The organism is Bradyrhizobium sp. Kon10, assembly GCF_055807395.1.
Genome location: NZ_JBVVOZ010000017.1, coordinates 59,579 through 81,747, shown reverse-complemented (window position 1 = coordinate 81,747; position 22,169 = coordinate 59,579). Strand labels below are relative to the sequence as shown.

Below are 22,169 nucleotides of genomic sequence, written 5' to 3'. Positions count from 1 at the left end.
AACCACTCCCTGTGGCTATGGGTCCCGGATCTGCGCTTACGCTTGTCCGGGACGACGGCTGTTGTTGATGCAACGGCGCTGGCTATTTCTTCGCCGCCGCCGCGCGCTCCACGAAGGTCTTGCCGCCCTTCATCTTGTGGGCAAGCGGGGCTTCGTTGATCTGGATGACGACGGCATCGGCGTCGACGCCGAGGTTCTTTACCAGCGCCTGGGTGATGTCGCGCATCATGCCGGCCTTCTGTTCATCGGTGCGGCCCACGGCCATGCTGACGGTGATCTCAGGCATTTTTCTCTCCCTGTACTGTCGTCATGGCCGGGCTTGTCCCGGCCATCCACGTTCTCTTCCATCAAACAAGACGCGGCTGCCCGGGACAAGCCCGGGCATGTCGGCCTGACGGAATGGCTATCCCCAGTTTACGTCATGGCGCGCCAAGACCTCGCGCACCTTTGCGACGAGATCGGCTTCGCTGCAGGAGAATTGCGCCGGGCGGCTCTCGCGCCATTCCTGGTTGGAGGCGATCGCGGCGGCGGCCTTCGCGCCCTCGATCAGATCCTTGATCTGCACCTCGCCGCGCGCCTTCTCGTCGGAGCCCTGGATGATGACGCAGGGCGCGTTGCGACGATCGGCATATTTGAGCTGGTTGCCCATGTTCTTGGGATTGCCGAGATAGAGCTCGGCGCGGATGCCTTCGCTGCGGAGGCTTGCCACCATCTTCTGGTAGTCGGCGACGCGGTCGCGGTCGAACACAGTGACGACCACGGGGCCGAACTCGGGCCGCGTGTCGAGCTTGCCGAGCAAGGTCAGCGCCGCCTGGAGCCGCGACACACCGATCGAGAAGCCGGTCGCCGGCACCGGTTCGCCGCGGAAGCGCGAGACCAGGCCGTCGTAACGGCCGCCTCCGCCAACGGAGCCAAAGCGCACCGGGCGGCCCTTCTCGTCCTTGGTCTCGAGCAGCAGTTCGACCTCGTAGACGGGACCGGTGTAGTATTCGAGACCGCGCACGACGGAGGGGTCGATGCGGATGCGGTCTGCGCCGTAGCCCGAGGCCGTAACCAGCTTGGCAATCTCTTCCAGCTCGCTCACGCCGGCCTGACCGACTTCGCTCTTGGCTAGATAGATATCTGCAGCGGCAATTGCCTCTTTCCAATCGTCGCGTTTTTCGGTGATGGCCAGAACAACGTGAGCTTCCGCCGCGCTCAGATTGGCGCCCTTCGTGAAGTCGCCCTTACCCTCTTCGCCGCCATCCCACCTGCCGGGACCGAGCAGTTTGCGCACCTCGTCGGCGGGAAACTTGTCGAGCTTGTCGATCGCGCGCAGCACAATCAATCTGCGTGCTGCGTTCTCGTCACCGCCGAGCCCAATCGCTTCCAGAACGCCGTCGAGCACCTTGCGGTTGTTCACCTTCACCACATAGGAGCCGCGCGCAATCCCGAGCGCTTCCATCGTGTCCGCCGCCATCATGCAGATCTCGGCATCCGCCGCCGGCGTCGCTGAACCCACGGTGTCGGCGTCGAACTGCATGAACTGGCGGAAGCGGCCGGGGCCGGGCTTTTCGTTGCGGAAGACGTAGCCGACGCGGTAGCTGCGATAAGGCAACACAAGACCATCGGTCCCGTAACGCTCGCCAACGTAGCGCGCGAGCGGCGCGGTCAGGTCGTAGCGCAGCGAAATCCACTGCTCGTCGTCGTCCTGGAACGAGAACACGCCTTCGTTCGGGCGGTCCTGGTCGGGCAGGAACTTGCCGAGCGCGTCGGTGTATTCCATCGCCGGCGTCTCCACCGGCTCGAAACCATAGAGCTCATAGACGGCGCGGATCTTCTCGACCATCTCGCGCGTCGCCCGGATCGCGGAGGGATCGCGATCCTCGAGCCCGCGCGGCAGGCGCGCCTTCAGTTTCTGGGGTTTTTTGGGTTTATCGGCCATGCGCGGTTCGTACCAGCGCATGCCCCGGGCGGCAAGCGCCGGGCGGTCCTAACCTCTCCCTGCCGTTCCTAACGGGGAGGGTGGGTGAGGGGCTGCCCCGCACGACTGCAGTCGCGATCGCGTCACTCCGCCACGCGCAGATAGCGGGTCAGCTTGCGGTTGGTGGGATCGCGCAGCGAGCGGTAGTAGTCGGCTCGTGCCGGCGGATCGGTGTGGCGCACCAGATCGGTGACCGGCGTGTAGCTCAGCATGCGCCCGCCATCGGGCAATGCCGTGCAGACGAAGCGCAGCACCTCGCCGTTTCGAAGATTGATATTGATCGGCGTGGCATCGCCGATCCGCACCATCTCCATGCGTTGCGCGATGAACGCGCCCAACTCGTCTTCCGGCAGCTCGAACGCGCCGGTGTCGCGGCCGTGATACATCAGCGCGATGAAAGGCGGCTTGCCGTCGGCCTTCTCATCGGGCAGCGCGAAATAGTCGCGGAAGGCGCGGTTGATGAATTCGGCCCTGGTCTCGGCGTCGAGCAGCACGATCCCGATGTCGACCTGGTCGAGCGCGGCCGACAGTCGCGCGGCGATGGCGTGGTTGCGCCGTTCGGCCGCAAAGGCGTCGAGCAGGCGCTCGCGCATCAGCCCGGTCACGGCGGCGGTGGCGGCGGTCGTGAGCGCCAGCAGCCCAAGTTGCACCAGATCAGTCGCGGTAAAGCCCGGCATGCTGCGATGGCTCAGAGACAGCAGGGCCGCGCCGATCAGGGCGATCGCGGCGCTGCCAAGCGCGGACGCAAAGCCCGAGAGCGAACCGGCAAGTGCCACAATGCAGACGAACAGCGGCGCAAAGCTGGGAGCAGGAACATGGGGGTCGAGCACGATCGCCAGCAGCGTGGTCGCTGCCGTCAGCGCCGGACCTGAGATCGCTCGCCATCCGAACCGCATGGCCCTGTCTCGCTCCTCCTGAACGAGGTAACGCGGCCAGACTGACCGATGATGGGGCGATTGTGCTGCGATTTCGCGTGCGGTGCTTAAGGCGTGCTTGCGGACCGGCGCAAAGCTTTCGGATGATTTTAGGCCAAGTGCGCGGGCCTGACGCGCTGTTCCAGCGAAGGCGCGTTCAGCGTGGACGTGCCCGGGCCCTTGCGCGTCCCGACAAATATCAACAGCGATGCCGCGACCAGGATGGCCGCTGTCAGGGTTATTGCAACGACGACCACCGGTGACTTCATGGGTGTCTCGATGAATCTCTTGCCGTGTGCCTGCCAGCGTGCGGGGTCACAGGGCGCCTTGACGGCTGATCGCGGACGGAGACGGGATCAGACCGGCAGGCCCATCGCCATGGTCGCCTTGGTCGTCAGCACCGTGAGGGTGACGATCAGACACAACGACAGCGCTGCGATGGCGAGCGAGGCCGCCACTGCATGGGTCAACCGGGAAGAGGCGGCAATAGCGGATCGGCCCTGAAAGCCAACCGTGCCGGACGCCCGCATCATGGTCTAAATCCTTCAACGTGCGGGCGAATCACCCGCGACGCCGAACAACTTCACAATTTCAACTGGCAATATTGCGGCGGCTGTATCGCCGAAAACGGCGAGATTGCGGCAAAGGTTAACGCCATCCCCGCTGTTTCTTAACGCCGCGTCGGTTTTCAGGCGCCGGCTGCGATGCTGGCGGGGTCTTCGATCTCGGCCGGCCGCCAGTCCATCGCCACGAAGCCGGGCGCCGCCTCGACGCGCTTCAGCCAGTCCCGGATCGCCGGGAAGGTCGAGAGGTCGAAGTCGCAGCGCTCGGCGAGATGGGTATAGCCGTAGAGCGCGATGTCGGCGACGGTGAGCTGGCGGGCGGCAAAATAGGCGTTGGTCTTGAGGTGATTTTCCATCACCTGGAGCGCGCCGTAGCCGCGCTCCATCCAGTCCTCCAGCGCATGGGTCTGAAGGTCGCGTCCGCCCTTGACCAGCGACAGCCAGAAATAAGCCGCGCCGATATTCGGTTCGAGCGCGTGCTGCTCGAAGAACATCCATTGCAGCGCCTCGGCGCGATCGATGCGGTTCTCCGGCGCGAGCGGCGTACCAACGGCGACGTACCAGAGGATCGCGTTGGATTCGGCGAGATGGCGGTTGTCGCCGACCTCGAGCAGCGGCACCTGGCCCGACGGGTTCTTCGCAAGGAAGTCCGGCGTGCGGCTCTCGCCGCGCAGAATGTCCACCTCGACCGCTTCGTAAGGCAGGTTCAACAGGGCCAGCGCAAGGCGGACCTTGTAGCTGTTGCCCGAGCGTTGCATCGAATAGAGCTTGTACATTCTGGGAGTTTGATTCCGGGACACGGGAAGGTGCGCAGCGTGTCGCCCCGCAACGCGGCTAAACAATGATGCCGATGGGAATCCGCCGCAAGGGCTCGGCACTAGAAAAACTCGAAAACCCTACCGCACTGCAACGACGCGGAAGATCATTTCCGTGCGAGGCTGCAAATCAGATCACGCTTGCGTCAATGTCAGCGCGTTCCTCTGCGCGATGGTGCACGAAGCAGGGCGATCGCGTTTGGGGCATTGAAGCTTCCGCATCGTCATGGCCGGGCAGGTGGGACAAGCCCGGGCACGTTCTCGTTTTCACGGCTTCGAAGGCTGCAAAATTGCTCCGAGGACAAGGCTTGCCGGATATGAGCGATTTCGACCGCAAAGTTGCGAATTGTTGCCAGAAATCGCGCCTCCATACGCGCGAATCCGTAAACTTTTTCGAGATCGGGCCGAAGTTTCTTGCGGTGCAGCGGCACACGTTTTAGGGTGGCTGCATTCCCACAATCAGAGTCGTGACCACCCAAGGGCTCGCGATGTCTGGGTTCACGATGTCTGGGTTCACGATGCCTGGATTCACCACGCCTGTCAGGAGATGACGATGCCCTTCCTTGCCGCTGCGCTCGACCGTGTGAAGCCGTCCGCGACCATCGCGGTCACGGATAAAGCACGTGCGCTGAAAGCGGCCGGCCGCAACGTCATTGGTCTCGGCGCTGGCGAGCCTGATTTCGACACGCCCGCCAACATCAAGCTGGCGGCGATCCACGCCATCGAATCCGGCAAGACCAAGTACACCGCTGTCGACGGCATCCCCGAGCTCAAGGACGCCATCATCGCAAAGTTTCAGCGCGAGAACGGCGTCGTTTACAAGCCGAACCAGGTGATCGTCGGCACCGGCGGCAAGCAGGTGCTCTACAACGCGCTGATGGCGACCATCAATCCCGGCGACGAGGTGATCATCCCGGCGCCCTATTGGGTCAGCTATCCCGAGATGGTGGCGCTCGCCGGCGGCGAACCGGTGCCGGTGGTCTGCACCGCCGCAGCCGGCTTCAAGCTCCAGGCCGAAGCGCTCGAGCGCGCGATCACGCCGAAGACCAAATGGGTGATCCTGTGCTCGCCGTCGAACCCGACCGGTGCGGCCTATACGCGCGCCGAGCTGAAGGCGCTCACCGACGTGCTGGTCAGGCATCCCCACGTCTGGGTGATGACCGACGACATGTACGAGCACCTCGTCTATGACGACTTCCAGTTCACCACCGTCGCGCAGGTCGAGCCGAAACTGTACGACCGCACACTGACCGTGAACGGCGTCTCGAAGGCCTATTGCATGACCGGTTGGCGCATCGGCTATGCCGGCGGCCCCGCGCATCTCATCAAGGCGATGTCGACGATCCAGTCGCAATCGACCTCGAACCCGTCCTCGATTTCGCAGTGGGCGTCGGTAGAGGCGCTGAACGGTCCGCAGGACTTCATTGCTGCCAACAACAAGGTGTTCAAGGAGCGGCGCGACCTCGTCGTCTCCATGCTCAACCAGGCCAGCGGCATCGAGTGTCCGCGGCCCGAGGGCGCATTCTATGTCTATCCGTCCTGCGCCGGCACTATCGGCAAGAAAGCGCCGTCGGGCAGTGTGATCTCCAATGACGAGCAGTTCGTCACCGAGCTGCTGGAGACCGAAGGCGTCGCGGTCGTGCAGGGTTCGGCGTTCGGCCTCGGCCCGGCGTTCCGCATCTCCTACGCGACCAAGACCTCCGACCTCGAAGACGCCTGCAATCGCATCCAGCGCTTCTGCGGCAATCTGCGCTAGGGGTGTTGCAGTTGAGAATTGAAAGGCCCGCTTCGGCGGGCCTTTTTTATGCGTGGTTCGATTGAGCGGAGTCGGATGGACTCTTGCTCTGGTCGACATCCTGCTCGGCCCCTCACCCGGATCGCGCCGGCCGATGCTTCGCATCGCCGGGGCGATCCGACCTCTCCCCGCGGAAGGGCGGGGAGAGGTGAAGTCGCCGCAGCTGGCGCCTTCCAAGTATTGCTACTGTAAGGACGCGCTGCTCGCGCACTCCTCGCCCCGCTCTTGCGGGGAGAGGGTGGGGTGAGGGGCGCTCTCCGCGAGTTCGGTCCTGGATGTGTTCGATCTGGTACCGCCAAAAGTATTATGCCATAGACCATCGCGCGTCACGGGTAGGGCGCCTTCTCTGCTCGCATCACATTCATAGCCGGAGACATTCATGCGCCGCTCACTCCTCCTCGCCGGGCTTACCGTCGCGAGCTTCCTTGCCACCATGGTCGGCGCCAGCGCGCAGTCGCGGCTGGTGCAGGTTGGCGTGCTCGAATGCCGCGGCGGCGCCAGCGTCGGCTTCGTCGTGGGCTCCGTGACCAATCTCGGTTGTGTGCTGCGCGTCGACGGCGCGCCCGATGACCGCTACGTCGCGACCATCCGCAAAGTCGGTCTCGACCTCGGCATCACCCAGGAGACGGCACTCGCCTGGGGCGTGTTCGCGCCGGTGAACCGGCTTGGGCCGGGCGACCTTTCCGGCAATTACGCCGGCGCGCAGGGCAGCGCCTCGGTCGGCGTCGGCCTCGGCGGCAATGCGCTGGTCGGCGGCTCCAACAATTCGATCGCGCTCCAGCCGCTCAGCGTGCAGGGCCAGGTCGGCCTCAACGTCGGCGCCGGCCTCGAAAGCCTGGAACTCCGCCCGGGCCGTTAAGCGCGCGTCAGCGAAGGTCTTGATTCACCTGTCCCCGACGGGGAGAGGTGGAACACCAGCCACTAAGACTTTGATCAAACTGACGACGCATCGCAGCGACGTTTGATGCTTGCCAAACCGCGGGGACGGGCAGAGCATCTGCGCTTGCCGACCCAATCATGGGCCGAGCTCCACACCAAGGAGGCGGCGAATGGGACAAGACGTCAGAAGTCCCCGAGGTCCACGGTGCATTGCGCTGGTGGGCCCTTTCCAAAGCGGTAAAACCACACTTCTCGAAGCGATACTGGCGCGAACGGGCGCAATCCCGCGCGCCGGCAGCGTCGACGCCGGAACGTCGGTCGGCGACGCCACGCCAGAGGCCCGCCATCACAAGATGACCGTTGGCCTCACTGCCGCCACGACGAGTTTCATGGGCGACAGCTACACTTTCCTGGATTGTCCCGGTTCCGTCGAGTTCGCCCACGACATGCGCGCCGCGCTTCCCGCGGTCGACGCCGCGGTCGTGGTCTGCGAGGCCGACGAGAAGAAGCTGCCGCAGCTCCAGATCATCCTGCGCGAGCTGGAAGAGCTGAAGATCCCGCGCTTCCTGTTTCTCAACAAGATCGACCGCGCCAACAAACGCATCCGCGAGACCCTGGCGACGCTTCAGCCGGCCTCCCGCGTGCCGCTGGTGCTGCGCCAGATTCCGATCTGGAACGGCGAGCTGATCGAAGGTTTTGTCGATCTCGCACTGGAGCGCGCCTTCGTCTATCGCGAGCACAAGGCCTCCGAAGTGGTCGCGCTCGAAGGCGGCGATCTCGATCGCGAGAAGGAGGCCCGCTTCTCGATGCTGGAGAAGCTCGCCGATCATGACGATGCCCTGATGGAGCAGTTGCTCGAAGACATCCAGCCGCCGCGCGATGCGGTGTTCGACGATCTCGCCCGCGAATTGCGTGAAGGGCAGATCTGCCCCGTGCTGCTCGGCGCGGCCGCGCGCGAGAACGGCGTGCTGCGCCTGATGAAGGCGCTGCGCCACGAAGCGCCGGGGATCGCGGAGACCGTCAAGCGTCTTGGCGTCAAACGTCCTGGCGCAACCGAGAGCAAGGACGCGCTCGGCTTCGTCTTCAAGACGCTGCACTCGCAGCACGGCGGAAAGCTGTCGCTGACGCGGCTGCTCGCCGGCCATCTCGAGGACGGCGCGACGCTGCAATCCTCCTCCGGCGGGACCAGCCGCGTCTCCGGCATCCTCGCCGTCAGCGGCGCTTATGACAGCAAGCGTGCGTCGGCTGAACCCGGCGACACCGTGGCGCTCGCCAAGCTCGATCCGGTCAACACCGGCGACACGATCTCGAGCGGCAAGACCCAGCCGGCAGCGCTGGCCGCTCTCGAGCCGACGCCGCCGGTGCTGGCAATGTCGGTTGCGGCCACCGACCGCAAGGACGACGTCAAGCTCGGGCAGGCGCTGGCGCGGCTGCACGAGGAGGATCCCTCACTCGTCGTCGTGCAGAACGCCCAGACCCACGACACGGTATTGTGGGGACAGGGCGAGATGCATCTGCGTGTGGCCAATGAGCGGCTGCGCGACCGCTTCGGCGTCAAGATCACGTCGCATCCTCCGGCGATCGGCTACCAGGAGACCATCCGCAAGCCGATCGTCCAGCGCGGCCGCCACAAGAAGCAGTCCGGCGGCCACGGTCAGTTCGGCGACGTCGTGCTCGACATCCGGCCGCTGGCGCGCGGCGAGGGCTTCAAATTCGCCGAGAAGGTGGTCGGCGGCGCGGTGCCGCGCAACTACATCGGCGCGGTGGAAGAGGGCGTCATCGACGGGCTCACGCGCGGCCCGCTCGGCTTCCCCGTCACCGATTTGCAGGTGACGCTGACCGACGGCTCCTATCACAGCGTCGATTCCTCCGATCTCGCGTTCCGAACCGCGGCGCGGATCGGGCTCAACGAAGGCCTGCCGCAATGCCAGTCGGTGTTGCTGGAGCCGATCCACGTGGTCGAGATCGTCTGCCCGACCGATGCCACCGCCAAGATCAACGCGATCCTGTCGGCGCGGCGCGGCCAGATCCTCGGCTTCGACACCCGCGACGGCTGGAGCGGCTGGGACTGTGTCCGCGCCATGATGCCGGAAGCCGAGATCGGCGAATTGATCGTCGAGCTGCGCTCGGCCACTGCCGGCGCCGGCAGCTTCACCCGTCAGTTCGACCACATGGCCGAAGTCACGGGCCGCGCCGCCGACCAGATCATCGCCGCGCATCAGCACGCGGCCTGAGCTGTCCCTCGCAGTCAGGGACGCACCGGCCTCTCACTCCCTCTCCCCGTCCTTGCGGGGAGAGGGTGGGGTGAGGGGCCGCGTCCGCGAGCACGGCAAGAGTTGAAGTCACGCACCCCTCCCACCGTCATTGCGTGGAACGAAGCGACGAGACATCCAGACTGTCTCTGTAGACAGACTCTGGAGTGGCGATGCGGCGCCCGCGCGGCTTGACAGAGCCGGCTGGACGCGAAATGGATCGCCTTCCACACTCTCCCCGAAGGGAAGGATGACGTGACCAAGGCTCTCGCGGCCTGTCTGATCGGATGGCCGGCGGCGCATTCGCGCTCGCCGTTGATCCATCATTACTGGCTGCGCACGCTCGGGATTGCGGGCGGCTATGTCATCGAGGCGGTGCCCCCTGAGGATCTCCGCGACTTCGTGCTGCGGCTGTCGCTGCGCGGCTTTGTCGGCGGCAACGTCACCATCCCGCACAAGGAATGCGTGCTGGCGTTCTCCACGCCCGATGCGCGGGCAACGGCCGTCGGCGCCGCCAACACGCTGTGGTTCGCGGACGGCGAACTGCGATCGACTAATACCGACGTCGAGGGCTTCATCAACAATCTCGATGCCGGCGCGCCCGGTTGGGATCGGGCCGAAGAGGCGCTGGTGCTGGGGGCGGGCGGCGCCTCGCGCGCGGTCGTGTTCGGTCTGCTCGAACGTGGCCTCAGCCGCGTCCACGTCGCCAACCGCAGCATCGCGCGGGCCGAGGCGCTCGCGACGCAGTTCGGGCCTAACGTGCATCCGATCTCCTGGGACGGAATCAACGACGTGCTGCCGCGTGCAAAACTTCTCGTCAACACGACCTCGCTTGGCATGCATGGCCAGCCTCCACTCGAGGTCGATGTTGCGCGCCTGCCGCAAGCCGCCGTCGTCACCGACCTCGTCTATGTTCCCCTGGTGACGCCGCTGCTCGCCGCGGCCAGGGCGCGGGGCCTCAAGACCGCCGACGGGCTCGGCATGCTCTTGCATCAGGCGGTGCGCGGCTTCGAGCTGTGGTTCGGCCAAAGGCCGGAGGTCACGGCGGAGCTGCGCGCGCTGCTCGAGGCCGACCTCACAAAGACTTGAGCGAATAGCGCGCGGTCTCCGGAGTTCTATGTCCGTGGGGACAATCCGGAGATCGTCATGTCTGTTCAACGTGCAACTTTCACACGTCCAATCCTTGCCGTCGCGATGGTGGCCATCTCGGCCCTCGCAGCCTTCGCGCAAAGGGCGCCAGTGCCGACGCGGGTGCGCGGCACCATCGAGAACGTCGCGGGCGACACGATGCAGGTCAAGTCGCGCAGCGGCGAGCAGGTCAAGCTGCACATCGCCACCGACGTGCGCGTTGCGGGGATCACCCGGATTGCTCTCGCCGACATCAAGGTCGGTTCTTTCGTCGGCGCCACCACCGTGCCGGGACCGGATGGTGGCGAGAATGCCGTCGAGGTGCATGTGTTTCCCGAAAACATGCGCGGCACCGGCGAGGGCACAAGGCCCTGGGATCTGAAGCCGAACTCCACCATGACCAACGCGACGGTTGCCGAGAGCGTCGTCGGCAATGACGGCCACACGCTGCTGGTCAAATACAAGGAAGGCGAGAAGAAGGTGTTCGTCGGCGCGGATACGCCTGTCGTCACCTATGTGCCCGGCGAAAAGTCGGACCTGAAGGCGGGCGCCAGGATCATCGCCTTCGTCAAGCCACTGGCGGACGGTTCGTTCGAGACCAATCGCGTCAGCGTCGGCCGCGATGGCCTGACACCGCCAATGTGAGGGGCGGGAAATATAGTGCGCAGCTGCCGCAACAAACTCCGCTGTCGTCCCGGACAAGCGTAAGCGGAGCTGCGCTTGTCCGGGACGACGGCTGTTATCGCAGCTGCACCCCGGGCATGTCCTCACACCGCGATCACGTGTTCGTCGATCTCGTCCACCCTGTTGACGCCGCACAGGCCCATGGTCGTCAACAGCTCCTTGTGGATGATGTCGATCGCCTTGGCGACGCCGGGCTGGCCGCCGGCACCGAGGCCATAGGCGTAGGCGCGGCCGATCATGCAGGACTTTGCGCCGAGCGCGAGCGCGCGCATCACGTCCTGGCCGGAGCGGATGCCGCCGTCGAACATGATCTCCATCCTCTCACCGACCGCGTCGGCGATCTCCGGCAGCACCTCGATCGAGGACGGCGCGCCATCGAGCTGACGGCCGCCATGGTTCGACACCACCAGCGCCTGCGCGCCGGTCTTGGCGGCTTCCTCGGCGTCCTCGACGTCCAGAATGCCCTTGATGATGAGCTTGCCGGGCCAGATGCTGCGGACCCACTCGATGTCCTTCCAGTTCAGCGAGGTATCGAACTGCGAGGCGGTCCACTCCGCGAGGCGGTTGAGATCCTCGGTGTTCTTCACGTGACCGGCGATGTTGCCGAAGGTGCGGCGCTTGCCGCGCAGCACGCCGGAGACCCAGGCCGGCTTGGTGGCGAAATCCAGAAATTTCGACAGCGTCCACTCCGGCGGAATCGTCATGCCGTTCTTGATGTCGGCATGGCGTTGCCCGATCACCTGAAGGTCGACGGTCAGCACGAGCGCGCTGCACTTCGCCGCGATCGCGCGCTCGATCAGCTCCTTGATGAAACCGCGGTCCTTCATGACATAGAGCTGGAACCAGAACGGCTTCTCGACATTGGCGGCGATGTCCTCGATCGAGCAGATCGACATCGTCGACTGCGTGAACGGGATGCCGGCGGCCTGCGCGGCGCGGCAGGCATAGATCTCGCCGTCGCCATGCTGCATGCCGAGAAGGCCCACGGGCGCCAGGATCAGCGGCATGGTCGAGGGCTCGCCGAGGATCATGGTCGAGGTGTCGCGCCGGGAAACGTCGACCAGGATGCGCTGGCGGAATTTGATGTCATGGAGATCGTCGCGGTTGGCGCGCAGCGTCTCCTCGGCATAGGAACCGCGGTCACAATAATCGAAGAACGCCTTCGGCACGCGCCGCTGATGCAGCGTGCGAAGATCGTCGATACAGGTGATGTGCTTCATGAACGTTTCCCCGGCCCGTCTTGCATCGGAAGATTTAGGCGTCATCTAGCATGGTTGGATGCACAGCCAAATCCTTTGCGAGGAGGGCGCCATGACCAAGCCCCACAGGCAGCCGACGCCGGACGAGGTAAAAGAGAAGCATCGGCTCGATCAGGCGCTGGAGGAGGGGTTGGAGGAGACCTTTCCGGGCTCCGATCCCGTCAATGTGACCCAACCGGCGCCGAGCCGCGGCGACGGTCATGTGAAGCGGACCGACTAGCAGGCGGTTCCGGCGATTTCGACGTTCCAGCCGGAAACACCGTGTTTCACAATGGCTTATCGGGGCGGGGGCGACCCCGGTTCCGTAATGATTCATCATATTTTTTGAAGCCAAGTTAGCCGCGATGGCTTTATAAGACCTCAGCAAATCAGGGATGCGGGGGCCCCTCCGGGCGCCCCGCGGGTTGTAGTCCCTGGTTGTTGCGTGGGGGACGATATGAGCCGCAAATATTTCGGGACGGACGGGATCCGGGGCCGCGCCAACGGACTGATCACGCCGGAGCTCGCGCTCAAGGTCGGCCAGGCCGCCGGCTTGGCGTTTCAGCGCGGTGACCACCGCCACCGGGTCGTGATCGGCAAGGACACCCGCCTGTCCGGCTACATGATCGAATATGCCATGGTCGCGGGCTTCACCTCCGTCGGCATGGACGTGCTGCTGGTCGGCCCGATGCCGACGCCGGCGGTCGCGATGCTGACCAAGTCGATGCGCGCCGATCTCGGCGTGATGATTTCGGCCTCGCACAATCTGTTCGAGGACAATGGCATCAAGCTGTTCGGCCCGCAGGGCTTCAAGCTCTCCGACGACGTCGAGAAGCAGATCGAGCAGCTGCTCGACGAGCCCATCGACAAGCGACTGGCGCAGAGCGCAAGCCTGGGCCGCGCCCGCCGTATCGACGGCGTGCATGACCGCTACATCGAATTCGCCAAGCGCACGCTGCCGCGCGATCTCTCGCTGGACGGCCTGCGGGTCGTGGTCGATTGCGCCAACGGCGCCGCCTACAAGGTGGTGCCGGAAGCGCTGTGGGAACTCGGCGCCGACGTGGTGCCGATCGGCGTCGAGCCCGACGGCTTCAACATCAACAAGGATTGCGGCTCGACCTCGCCGGAAGCGCTGTCGAAGAAGGTGCGCGAGATGCGCGCCGATATCGGCATTGCGCTGGACGGCGACGCCGACCGCGTCATCCTGGTCGACGAGCGCGGCCATGTCGTCGACGGCGACCAGCTGCTCGCGGTGATCGCACAGAGCTGGAAGGAAGACGGGCGGCTGTCGCGGCCCGGCATCGTCGCCACCGTGATGTCCAATCTCGGGCTTGAGCGTTTCCTGAAAGGGCAGGGGCTCGATCTCGTGCGCACGCCGGTCGGCGACCGCTACGTGCTCGAGCAGATGCTGGGCGGCGGCTACAATCTCGGCGGCGAGCAATCCGGCCACATCATCCTGTCCGACTACGCCACCACCGGCGACGGCTTTGTCGCTGCGTTGCAGGTGCTGGCGGTGGTGCAGAGGCTGCGCCGGCCCGTGTCCGAGGTCTGCCATCGCTTCGATCCGCTGCCGCAGATCCTCAAAAACGTCCGCCACAAGGGTGGCAAGCCGCTTGATAATTCCGACGTCAAGTCGGCGATCTCCGACGGCGAGCAGCGGCTCAACGGCCATGGCCGTCTCTTGATCCGCTCCTCCGGAACCGAGCCCGTGATCCGCGTCATGGCCGAGGGCGAGGACCGCATCCTGGTCGAGGACGTCGTCGACACCATCGTCTCCGCGCTCGGCCAGGCCGCGGCTTGAGGTAAAACTTCTTCCTTCTCCCCTTGTGGGAGAAGGTGGCGCGAAGCGCCGGATGAGGGGTTCTCTCCGCGTACACAACTACGAAGGCGACGCGCGGAGAGAACCCCTCACCCGTCTCGCCGCTACGCGGCGATCCACCCTCTCCCACAAGGGGAGAGGGGAAGACGGGAAGACGGAGACACCCGCGCATCCCTGCTATCGACGATTGGCGGTGGTTTGGCCGCCGCTTGCATCGTAACTAGCCGGATGCGGCGGATCGCCGCGCGTGCCGGGATTAGCCTTTGAACAAGCCTGTCGTCGTCTCCGAGGAAACGCTGAGCGAGCCGGTCGTCGTCGGCGACGTCGCGCCGGCCGCTGCCGCAGGGCCGGCCTATATTGTGCTCGCCGGCATCAGCTTCTCGCACTTCCTCAACGACACCATGCAGTCGCTGATCGCCTCGGTGTATCCGATCCTGAAGGACACCTACGCGCTCGACTTCGCGCAGATCGGCATGATCACGCTGGCGTTCCAGTTCACGGCCTCGCTGCTCCAGCCGGTGGTCGGCCATTACACCGACAAGAAGGCGCAGCCTTATTCACTCTCGGTGGGCATGGCCTCGACCTTCTTCGGCCTGCTGCTGCTCAGCGCCGCGCACCAATATCTCGTCATCCTGATGGCCGCTGCGCTGGTCGGTCTCGGCTCGGCGGTGTTCCACCCGGAATCCGCGCGCATCGCCCGGCTCGCCTCTGGCGGCCGTTACGGCTTCGCGCAATCGGTGTTCCAGCTCGGCGGCAGCTTCGGCACCTCGATGGGACCGGTGCTGGCTGCACTGATCGTGGTGCCGTTCGGGCAGGGCAGCATCGCCTGGTTCTCCTCGATCGCGTTCCTCGCGATTGTCATCCTCTGGCGCATCGGCCGCTGGTACGAACCGCAGATCAAGGCGAAGAAAACCGCGGTGGCCCAGGCCCATCCGGATGCGCCGAGCTCGCGCCGCGTCGCGGTCGCGCTTGTTGTGCTGGTGGCGCTGCTGTTCTCGAAGCAGCTCTACGTCTCAAGCCTGTCGAGCTACTACATCTTCTACCTCATCGACCGCTTCGGCGTGTCGACGCAGGCCGCCCAGATGTATCTCTTCATCTTCCTCGCGGCGAACGCGGTCGGCGCGTTTCTCGGCGGTCCGCTCGGCGATCGCTTCGGCCGCAAGATCGTGATTTGGATCTCGATCGTCGGTGCGCTGCCGTTCACGCTGGCGCTGCCCTATGCCGGCCTCTACGCCAGCGCGGTGCTCAGCGTCATCATCGGCCTGATCATCTCCTCGACGACGTCGTCGATCATCGTGTTCGCGCAGGAACTGGTGCCGCATCGTTTCGGCATGATCTCCGGCGTGTTCTTCGGCGTCGCCTTCGGCATCGGCGGCCTGGGTGCCGCCGTGCTCGGCAAGCTCGCCGATCACACCTCGATCGCGTTCGTCTACCAGGTCTGCGCCTGGCTTCCCGCGATCGGGCTTCTCGCGGTGTTCCTGCCCAGGCTGCCGCAGCACGCGCGTTAACACATCCTTTTTCGCTGCAATGCGGCTTCATACATCGTTAGCAATTGCGGCGGAGCGGAAGCTCTGGCTGCCGCATTTTTGCAACGCTCCCGCCGCATCCGCGTGTGCACTCAGAAAAAATCAACCTTAAAAATTAGGGTTAAGTGGCGCTTAAACATTTGGTGCAATCGTCCGGCCTGTGAGTTTCCAGAAAGTGAGGCGCGTATTGCCTCACCGGCCAAAAGGACGAAGCCAATGCGTAGCGTGAAGTCTCTCCTTGCCGCGGGTGCGGCATCACTGATCTCGTCGATGGCATTCGCCGCCGACATGCCGATCGCGGCGCCCCCTCCCATGTACGCCCCGGTCGCGCAGCCCGCCGACTTCGGCGGCTGGTATCTGCGCGGCGATATCGGCATGACCAACCAGAGTTCAAAGAGCCTGCACAGCGCGAGCATCGATTCGATCAATGCCAGCTTCCCCGGCGCGCTGCAGGATCACGGGTTCGGCTGGGACAGCTCGACGATGTTCGGCCTCGGCGTCGGCTATAAATTCAACAACTGGTTCCGCGGTGACGTGACCGGCGAATATCGTGGCAAAGCCAATTTTCACGGCTCCCAAAACCTTCCTTTGAACGCGGCGTTTGCCGGCTTCGGTGTCGCGGACAACTACACGGCCAGCAAATCCGAGTGGGTCGTCATGGCAAACGCCTATGTCGATCTTGGAACGTGGTGGTGCGTGACCCCGTTTATCGGCGCCGGCGTCGGCATGTCGCGCAACAGCATCAGCGGCTTCCGGGACGACGGTGTTTCCCTGCGCACGGGGCTGGGGACGTCGCCCTCAACGACCTACGCCGCCGACTCCGCAAAATGGAATTTCGCCTGGGCCTTGCATGCTGGCCTTGGCTATCAGGTCACGCGGAACGTCACCATCGAACTCGCCTATCGGTACATGGACCTGGGCGATTTCAAAACCGGCCCGACGAATTCCTTCGACGGCGTCACGGTCGTGAACGGCAGTCCGTTCACCGTCAAGGACGTCACCTCGCATGACGTGAAGCTCGGCGTGCGCTGGCAGCTCGACAGCCCGCCGGCTTACATGCCGCCGCTCGTTACCAAGGGCTGATTGTCAGCCTCATCGGTTAAACTCCCTTAACGGCGCGGGATGCTCCCGCGCCGTTTTGCTTTGCGTATTTTTCATGGTGCGACCGCGGTGAAAGCGTCCGACGCAACCATTGGTTAAGGTTAACGAGCCATGATCATGGCAGCAGTTCGAGTCCGATGGAGCGTTGCAATGCGTAGGCTGATGTTGGCGGCGGCGATGTTGGGGACGGTGTCTGCCGCGCATGCGGCCGACATGCCCGATCTTCCCGTCCTGCGCGGCGGCTTCACCGATGGGCTGAGCAACTCGCGGCCAAACTGGCAGGGCAGCTACGTCGGCGCCCAAGCCGGCTACGGTTCCTCCGACGAGAACTTCAACGGCTCGACCAAAAACATGATGGCGGCGCTGTTGGCCGACACGTTGATCGAAGCGGAAATGGGTGTGTCGCAGTGGAATCTCGGTCTCGGCAAAGCCTCGCAGCGCAGCAGCGGGTACGGGGCTTTTGTCGGATACAATGAGCAATGGGACGACGTCGTACTCGGCCTCGAAATGAGCTACCTGCACGGCAAGTTCGGTGGAACGACGACAGCCTCCGAGCGACGCGTGAGCCCCAACGCCCTGTCCGACGGCAATTTTCACGATGTCACGGCGACCTCCTCTTCATCGATCAACATCAGCGACATGGCGACATTCCGCGGTCGCGCAGCTTACGCCTGGGGATGCTTCCTGCCCTACATATTTGGCGGTGTCGCACTCGGGAATGCCGATATCGTCCGCTCGGCCAATGTGCAGGACCGCGTCAGCCCGACGCAATTCGGGAACTATATCCCGCTCGCGCCACTGAACTCGACCGACGCCCAGCATAACCATTTGATCTACGGCTACACCGCGGGTCTCGGTGTCGATATCAACCTGATCGGTGGGCTTTTCTTCCGAGGCGAGTACGAATATGTCCGCTTCAGTTCGGCAGTTGACACCAGCATCAACACGGTTCGCGCCGGTCTCGGCTACAAGTTCTGACCCGCGCGCCGCCGATTGACAGGCCCGTCTCGTCCTGCTGCTCTGTCGTCCGAAGGTGGGGCGGCAGCAATGCAGATCTACGGCGACAGCAATTCCGGAAATTGTCTGAAGGTGAAGTGGGTCTGCGACAAGCTCGCGCTGCCTTACCGCTGGATCGAGATCGACACGCGCAAAGGCGAGACGCGCACGCCGCAATTCCTGACGATGAACGGCGCCGGCCAAGTGCCGACCATCCAGTTCGACGACGGCCGCACCCTGGCGCAGTCCAACGCCATCATCCGCTATCTCGCGCGCGACAGCGCGCTCATTCCGGCCGACGCATACGCCGCTGCCAAGATGGACGAATGGCTGTTCTGGGAACAGTACAGCCACGAACCCTATATCGCGGTGTGCCGCTTCCAGCTCGTCTATCTTGGCAGGAATGCATCCGAGCTCGATCCGGAGAAGGTCAAGCGCGGCTATGCGGCGCTCGATCGCATGGAGGCCCATCTCACCACCAGTGGTTTCCTGGCTGGAGACCTGGTTTCGCTCGCCGACATCTCGCTGCTGGCCTATACCCGCGTCGCGCATGAAGGCGGCTTCGACCTCGCCCGCTTGGCCGCCATCGGCCGCTGGATCGGTGACACCGAGGCTTATCTCGGCCTTCCGTCGGCGCGCTAAGTCCGGAGCTTCGCCTATGAATACGAAATCCGTGTCGATCCGCCCCGCACGTCGCGAGGACGTCCCTGCGATGATCGCGATGCTCGCCGACGATCATCTCGGCCGCGCGCGCGAGCGGGTGGAGGATCCATTGCCTGCCGTCTATTACCAGGCGTTCGAACGCGTCGAGCGCGATCCAAATCTCGCGCTCGTGGTTGCCGAGAGCGAGGGCAGGGTGGTCGGCTGCCTGCAACTCGCGATCCTCCCGGGCATCAGTTCGCAAGGCGGGATCCGCGGTCTGCTCGAGGATGTCCGCGTTGCCACGGATTGCCGCAGTCGCGGCATCGGCGAGCAATTGGTGCAGTGGGCGGTGACTGAAGCAAAGGCTCGCGGCTGCAATCTGGTCGAGCTGATGACGCATGCGAGTCGCGTCGATGCGCAGCGCTTCTATAAGCGGCTCGGGTTCGCTGCGAGTCACGTCGGCATGACTGTCCGCTTTTGAGGCAGCGCGTTGCGAGCGTTGCGCGATCAGCAAAATCCGATCGCGCATTCGTTCATGTTAACAGCTGATAAACTACCCCTGCGTCGTTCACCTTCGCGCGGGAACGAACGGTGCTACCGAACGTCCAAACCGGGCTCGGTCGGTTCGGGGATTTCGATGACAAGCTATTCGATGATCAAGGTCGGCAACGACTACGTTGTGCAGGCCAATGACAAATGCATTATGAAGGTCGGCAGCCGCCGCCGAGCCGCGCAATTGATCAACGAGGCCACGGACTTGCTGAACGCGCTTGCCGTGGTCGAATCGCCCAAAGTCGCACCGGAGGCGCCATCACTCGCGCGTGAGGGGCCGGAACTTCCTTGACGACTCTTCCTGTTTCCCGTATCAGCCGCGGCGGGACACCTCCCCCCAACGGGAGGCTTACTATCTGGAAGGGTAGACGATGACTGTAGCGAAGCCCGCTTCGCGGCCGAACGTGCCGCATTTCTCCTCCGGTCCCTGCGCCAAGCGCCCCGGCTGGAACGCCCAAAATCTCAAGGACGCAGCGCTCGGCCGTTCGCATCGCGCGAAGGTGGGCAAGACCAAGCTCAAGCTCGCGATCGACCTGACACGCGAAGTGCTCGAAGTGCCCGCGGATTACCGCATCGGCATCGTGCCGGCGTCGGATACCGGCGCGGTCGAGATGGCGCTGTGGTCGCTGCTCGGCGCGCGACCCGTCACCACGCTGGCCTGGGAATCCTTCGGCGAGGGCTGGGTCAGCGACATCGTCAAGGAATTGAAGCTCAAGGACGTCACCAAGCTCAACGCGGCGTACGGTGAACTCCCCGATCTCGCCAAGGTCGATCCGAACAGCGACGTCGTCTTCACCTGGAACGGCACCACCTCCGGCGTGCGCGTGCCGAACGCTGATTGGATCAGCGCGTCCCGCGCAGGCCTGACCATTTGCGACGCGACCTCGGCTGCGTTCGCGCAAGCCCTCGACTGGGCCAAGCTCGACGTCGTCACCTTCTCCTGGCAGAAGGCGCTCGGCGGCGAAGCCGCCCACGGCATGCTGATCCTGTCGCCCCGCGCCGTGGAACGGCTCGAGACCTACAAGCCGGCCTGGCCGCTGCCAAAGATCTTCCGCATGACCAAGGGCGGCAAGATCAACGAGGGCATCTTCGTCGGTGAGACCATCAACACGCCGTCGATGCTCTGCGTCGAGGATTATCTCGACGCGCTGAACTGGGCCAAGTCGATCGGCGGCCTCAAGGCGCTGATCGCGCGCGCCGATGCCAATACCAAGGTGCTGGCCGACTGGAAGGCGAAGACGCCCTGGATCGACTTCCTGGCCAAGGACGCGGCGATCCGCTCCAACACCTCGGTGTGCCTGAAGTTCACCGATCCCGCGATCACCTCGCTCTCCGAGGATGCGCAAGCCGAGTTCAGCAAGAAGCTGGTCGCGCTGGTCGAGAAGGAAGGCGCGGGCTACGACTTCGCCTATTACCGCGATGCCCCGGCCGGCCTGCGCATCTGGTGCGGTGCCACCGTCGAGGCCAAGGACGTCGAGCTGCTGACGCAGTGGATCGACTGGGCCTTTGCCGAGACCAGGGCCACGCTCGCCAAGGCGGCCTGAGTTCTTACCCTCCCCTGGAGGGGGAGGGTCGACGCACCGCCAGGTGCGGCGGGGTGGGGTGATCTCTCCACACGGCGCACCGGCGATTTTCTTTTTCGCAGCTTCACCCCACCCCGGCGCTCCGCGCCGACCCTCCCCCTCCAGGGGAGGGTGTGAAGGACACATCCCATGACCAAGCCCAAAGTTCTCATTTCCGACGCGCTCTCGCCCGCCGCCGTGCAGATCTTCAAGGATCGCGGCGTCGAGGTCGACTTCCAGCCCAACCTCGGCAAGGACAAGGACAAGCTCGCCGAGATCATCGGCAATTACGACGGCCTTGCGATCCGCTCCGCGACCAAGGTCACCGCCAAGATCCTGGAGAAGGCGACCAACCTCAAGGTGATCGGCCGCGCCGGCATCGGTGTCGACAATGTCGAGATCCCCGCCGCCACGGCTAAAGGCATCATCGTGATGAACACGCCGTTCGGCAATTCCATCACGACCGCCGAGCACGCCATCACGCTGATGCTGGCGCTGGCCCGCGAGATCCCGCAGGCCGACGCCTCGACCCAGGCCGGCAAGTGGGAGAAGAACCGCTTCATGGGCGTCGAGATCACCGGCAAGGTGCTCGGCGTCGTCGGTTGCGGCAATATCGGTTCGATCGTCGCCGACCGCGCGCTCGGCCTGCGCATGAAGGTGATCGCGTTCGATCCGTTCCTGTCGCCGGAGCGCGCCAGGGACATCGGCGTCGAGAAGGTCGAGCTCGACGATCTCCTGAAACGCGCCGACTTCATCACGCTGCACACCCCGCTGACGGACAAGACCAAGAACATCATCGACGCGGCTGCGATCGCCAAAATGAAGAAAGGCGTGCGCTTGATCAATTGCGCCCGCGGTGGCCTCGTCGACGAGCAGGCGGTGGTCGATGCGCTCAATTCCAAGCACATTGCCGGTGCCGCCTTCGACGTCTTTGTCGAGGAACCCGCCACGTCGAACGTGCTGTTCGGCCATGCCAACGTGATCTGCACGCCGCATCTCGGCGCCTCCACCACCGAGGCCCAGGAGAACGTCGCGCTGCAGGTTGCCGAGCAGATGTCGGACTATCTGCTCACCGGCGCGATCTCGAACGCCGTCAACTTCCCCTCGATCACGGCGGAAGAAGCGCCGAAGCTGAAGCCGTTCATCGCGCTCGCCGAGAAGCTCGGCTCGTTTGCCGGCCAGCTCACCGAAAGCGGCATCCTCAAGGTCGAGATCACCTATGAAGGCCACGTCGCCGAGATGAAGATCAAGGCGATCACGTCGGCGGTGCTGTCCGGCCTGCTGCGGCCGATGCTCGGCGAGGTCAACGTGGTGTCCGCACCCGTTGTCGCCAAGGAGCGCGGCATGGTGGTCGACGAGATCGTGCGCGCCGCGCAGAGCGACTATGAAAGCCTGATCACGGTCACCGTCACCACCGAGCGCCAGGCGCGCTCGGTCTCCGGCACCGTCTATGCCGACGGCAAGCCGCGCCTCGTCGACATCAAGGGCATCCGCGTCGACGCCGAGTTCGGCAAGTCGATGATCTACGTCACCAACGAGGACAAGCCGGGTTTCATCGGCAGGTTCGCGAGCCTGTTGGGCGACGCCAAGATCAACATCGCGACCTTCCACCTCGGCCGCGTCGCGCAGGGTAGCGATGCCATCGCGCTGGTCGAGGTCGACGGCGCGGTGCCGGCCGACCTGCTCGCCAAGGTGCAGGCCCTGCCGCAGGTCAAGCAGGTCAAGGCACTGACGTTCTGA

22 protein-coding genes are annotated in these 22,169 nt (G+C 64.5%); 15 read left to right on the top strand and 7 right to left on the bottom strand.

Going from position 1 to position 22,169, the window contains the following annotated elements; all coding sequences use genetic code 11:
* Nucleotides 1-82 precede the first annotated feature (82 nt).
* The 6 genes from AC0L2O_RS23085 to AC0L2O_RS23060 form a co-directional block, all read right to left on the bottom strand.
* Complete coding sequence (locus AC0L2O_RS23085; protein ID WP_007596840.1) at nucleotides 83-286, bottom strand: tautomerase family protein; 204 nt, start codon at nucleotides 284-286, stop codon at nucleotides 83-85.
* Nucleotides 287-403: 117 nt separating this feature from the next.
* Nucleotides 404-1,924, bottom strand: a complete 1,521-nt coding sequence (gene hisS, locus AC0L2O_RS23080) for a histidine--tRNA ligase (RefSeq protein ID WP_473371311.1) — start codon at nucleotides 1,922-1,924, stop codon at nucleotides 404-406.
* A gap of 122 nt (nucleotides 1,925-2,046) precedes the next feature.
* Nucleotides 2,047-2,859, bottom strand: coding sequence for a PAS-domain containing protein (locus tag AC0L2O_RS23075; protein WP_473371310.1), 813 nt, complete (start codon nucleotides 2,857-2,859; stop codon nucleotides 2,047-2,049).
* Nucleotides 2,860-2,987: 128 nt separating this feature from the next.
* Nucleotides 2,988-3,146, bottom strand: a complete 159-nt coding sequence (locus tag AC0L2O_RS23070; RefSeq protein WP_409191897.1) for a hypothetical protein — start codon at nucleotides 3,144-3,146, stop codon at nucleotides 2,988-2,990.
* 87 nt (nucleotides 3,147-3,233) lie between these two features.
* Nucleotides 3,234-3,410: a hypothetical protein gene (locus tag AC0L2O_RS23065; protein ID WP_369721046.1), complete on the bottom strand. Its 177-nt coding sequence runs from the start codon at nucleotides 3,408-3,410 to the stop codon at nucleotides 3,234-3,236.
* 155 nt (nucleotides 3,411-3,565) lie between these two features.
* Nucleotides 3,566-4,216: a glutathione S-transferase family protein gene (locus AC0L2O_RS23060; protein WP_369721047.1), complete on the bottom strand. Its 651-nt coding sequence runs from the start codon at nucleotides 4,214-4,216 to the stop codon at nucleotides 3,566-3,568.
* A 592-nt stretch (nucleotides 4,217-4,808) separates the two neighbouring features.
* Between AC0L2O_RS23060 and AC0L2O_RS23055 the strand changes: the two genes are divergently transcribed.
* The 5 genes from AC0L2O_RS23055 (at nucleotide 4,809) to AC0L2O_RS23035 (ending at nucleotide 10,954) form a co-directional block, all read left to right on the top strand.
* Complete coding sequence (locus AC0L2O_RS23055) at nucleotides 4,809-6,011, top strand: pyridoxal phosphate-dependent aminotransferase (protein ID WP_473371309.1); 1,203 nt, start codon at nucleotides 4,809-4,811, stop codon at nucleotides 6,009-6,011.
* 418 nt (nucleotides 6,012-6,429) lie between these two features.
* Nucleotides 6,430-6,909: a DUF992 domain-containing protein gene (locus tag AC0L2O_RS23050; protein ID WP_473371308.1), complete on the top strand. Its 480-nt coding sequence runs from the start codon at nucleotides 6,430-6,432 to the stop codon at nucleotides 6,907-6,909.
* A 190-nt stretch (nucleotides 6,910-7,099) separates the two neighbouring features.
* The gene (locus tag AC0L2O_RS23045; RefSeq protein ID WP_473371307.1) at nucleotides 7,100-9,163 is read left to right on the top strand and encodes an elongation factor G; all 2,064 of its coding nucleotides are present in this window, start codon (nucleotides 7,100-7,102) and stop codon (nucleotides 9,161-9,163) included.
* A 273-nt stretch (nucleotides 9,164-9,436) separates the two neighbouring features.
* Nucleotides 9,437-10,270, top strand: a complete 834-nt coding sequence (locus AC0L2O_RS23040; RefSeq protein WP_473371306.1) for a shikimate dehydrogenase — start codon at nucleotides 9,437-9,439, stop codon at nucleotides 10,268-10,270.
* 57 nt (nucleotides 10,271-10,327) lie between these two features.
* The gene (locus AC0L2O_RS23035) at nucleotides 10,328-10,954 is read left to right on the top strand and encodes a hypothetical protein (RefSeq protein ID WP_473371305.1); all 627 of its coding nucleotides are present in this window, start codon (nucleotides 10,328-10,330) and stop codon (nucleotides 10,952-10,954) included.
* 122 nt (nucleotides 10,955-11,076) lie between these two features.
* On the opposite strand, the gene AC0L2O_RS23030 is transcribed toward AC0L2O_RS23035, so the two are convergent.
* A complete protein-coding gene (locus AC0L2O_RS23030; RefSeq protein WP_473371304.1) occupies nucleotides 11,077-12,213 on the bottom strand; it encodes an alpha-hydroxy acid oxidase in 1,137 nt (378 codons plus the stop codon).
* Nucleotides 12,214-12,304: 91 nt separating this feature from the next.
* On the opposite strand from AC0L2O_RS23030, the gene AC0L2O_RS23025 reads away from it, so the two are divergent.
* The 10 genes from AC0L2O_RS23025 to serA all read left to right on the top strand — a co-directional run bounded on the left by AC0L2O_RS23025 (nucleotide 12,305) and on the right by serA (nucleotide 22,169).
* Nucleotides 12,305-12,472 carry a hypothetical protein gene (locus AC0L2O_RS23025; RefSeq protein ID WP_369721055.1) on the top strand — a complete coding sequence of 56 codons (168 nt, stop codon included), beginning with the start codon at nucleotides 12,305-12,307 and terminating at the stop codon, nucleotides 12,470-12,472.
* Between the two features lie 216 nt (nucleotides 12,473-12,688).
* Nucleotides 12,689-14,032, top strand: coding sequence for a phosphoglucosamine mutase (glmM, locus tag AC0L2O_RS23020; protein WP_369721056.1), 1,344 nt, complete (start codon nucleotides 12,689-12,691; stop codon nucleotides 14,030-14,032).
* 281 nt (nucleotides 14,033-14,313) lie between these two features.
* Nucleotides 14,314-15,558 carry an MFS transporter gene (locus tag AC0L2O_RS23015; protein WP_473371303.1) on the top strand — a complete coding sequence of 415 codons (1,245 nt, stop codon included), beginning with the start codon at nucleotides 14,314-14,316 and terminating at the stop codon, nucleotides 15,556-15,558.
* A 234-nt stretch (nucleotides 15,559-15,792) separates the two neighbouring features.
* On the top strand, nucleotides 15,793-16,659 hold the full coding sequence (locus AC0L2O_RS23010; protein WP_473371352.1) for an outer membrane protein: 867 nt from the start codon (nucleotides 15,793-15,795) through the stop codon (nucleotides 16,657-16,659).
* Between the two features lie 168 nt (nucleotides 16,660-16,827).
* On the top strand, nucleotides 16,828-17,655 hold the full coding sequence (locus AC0L2O_RS23005; protein ID WP_473371302.1) for an outer membrane protein: 828 nt from the start codon (nucleotides 16,828-16,830) through the stop codon (nucleotides 17,653-17,655).
* A 69-nt stretch (nucleotides 17,656-17,724) separates the two neighbouring features.
* Nucleotides 17,725-18,315, top strand: coding sequence for a glutathione S-transferase family protein (locus AC0L2O_RS23000; protein ID WP_473371301.1), 591 nt, complete (start codon nucleotides 17,725-17,727; stop codon nucleotides 18,313-18,315).
* Nucleotides 18,316-18,331: 16 nt separating this feature from the next.
* Nucleotides 18,332-18,796, top strand: a complete 465-nt coding sequence (locus tag AC0L2O_RS22995) for a GNAT family N-acetyltransferase (protein WP_409191908.1) — start codon at nucleotides 18,332-18,334, stop codon at nucleotides 18,794-18,796.
* Nucleotides 18,797-18,967: 171 nt separating this feature from the next.
* Entirely contained in the window at nucleotides 18,968-19,159 is a 192-nt protein-coding gene (locus AC0L2O_RS22990) for a hypothetical protein (protein ID WP_473371300.1), read from the top strand.
* A 79-nt stretch (nucleotides 19,160-19,238) separates the two neighbouring features.
* On the top strand, nucleotides 19,239-20,411 hold the full coding sequence (locus tag AC0L2O_RS22985; RefSeq protein WP_473371299.1) for a phosphoserine transaminase: 1,173 nt from the start codon (nucleotides 19,239-19,241) through the stop codon (nucleotides 20,409-20,411).
* A 168-nt stretch (nucleotides 20,412-20,579) separates the two neighbouring features.
* Nucleotides 20,580-22,169: a phosphoglycerate dehydrogenase gene (gene serA / locus AC0L2O_RS22980; protein ID WP_473371298.1), complete on the top strand. Its 1,590-nt coding sequence runs from the start codon at nucleotides 20,580-20,582 to the stop codon at nucleotides 22,167-22,169.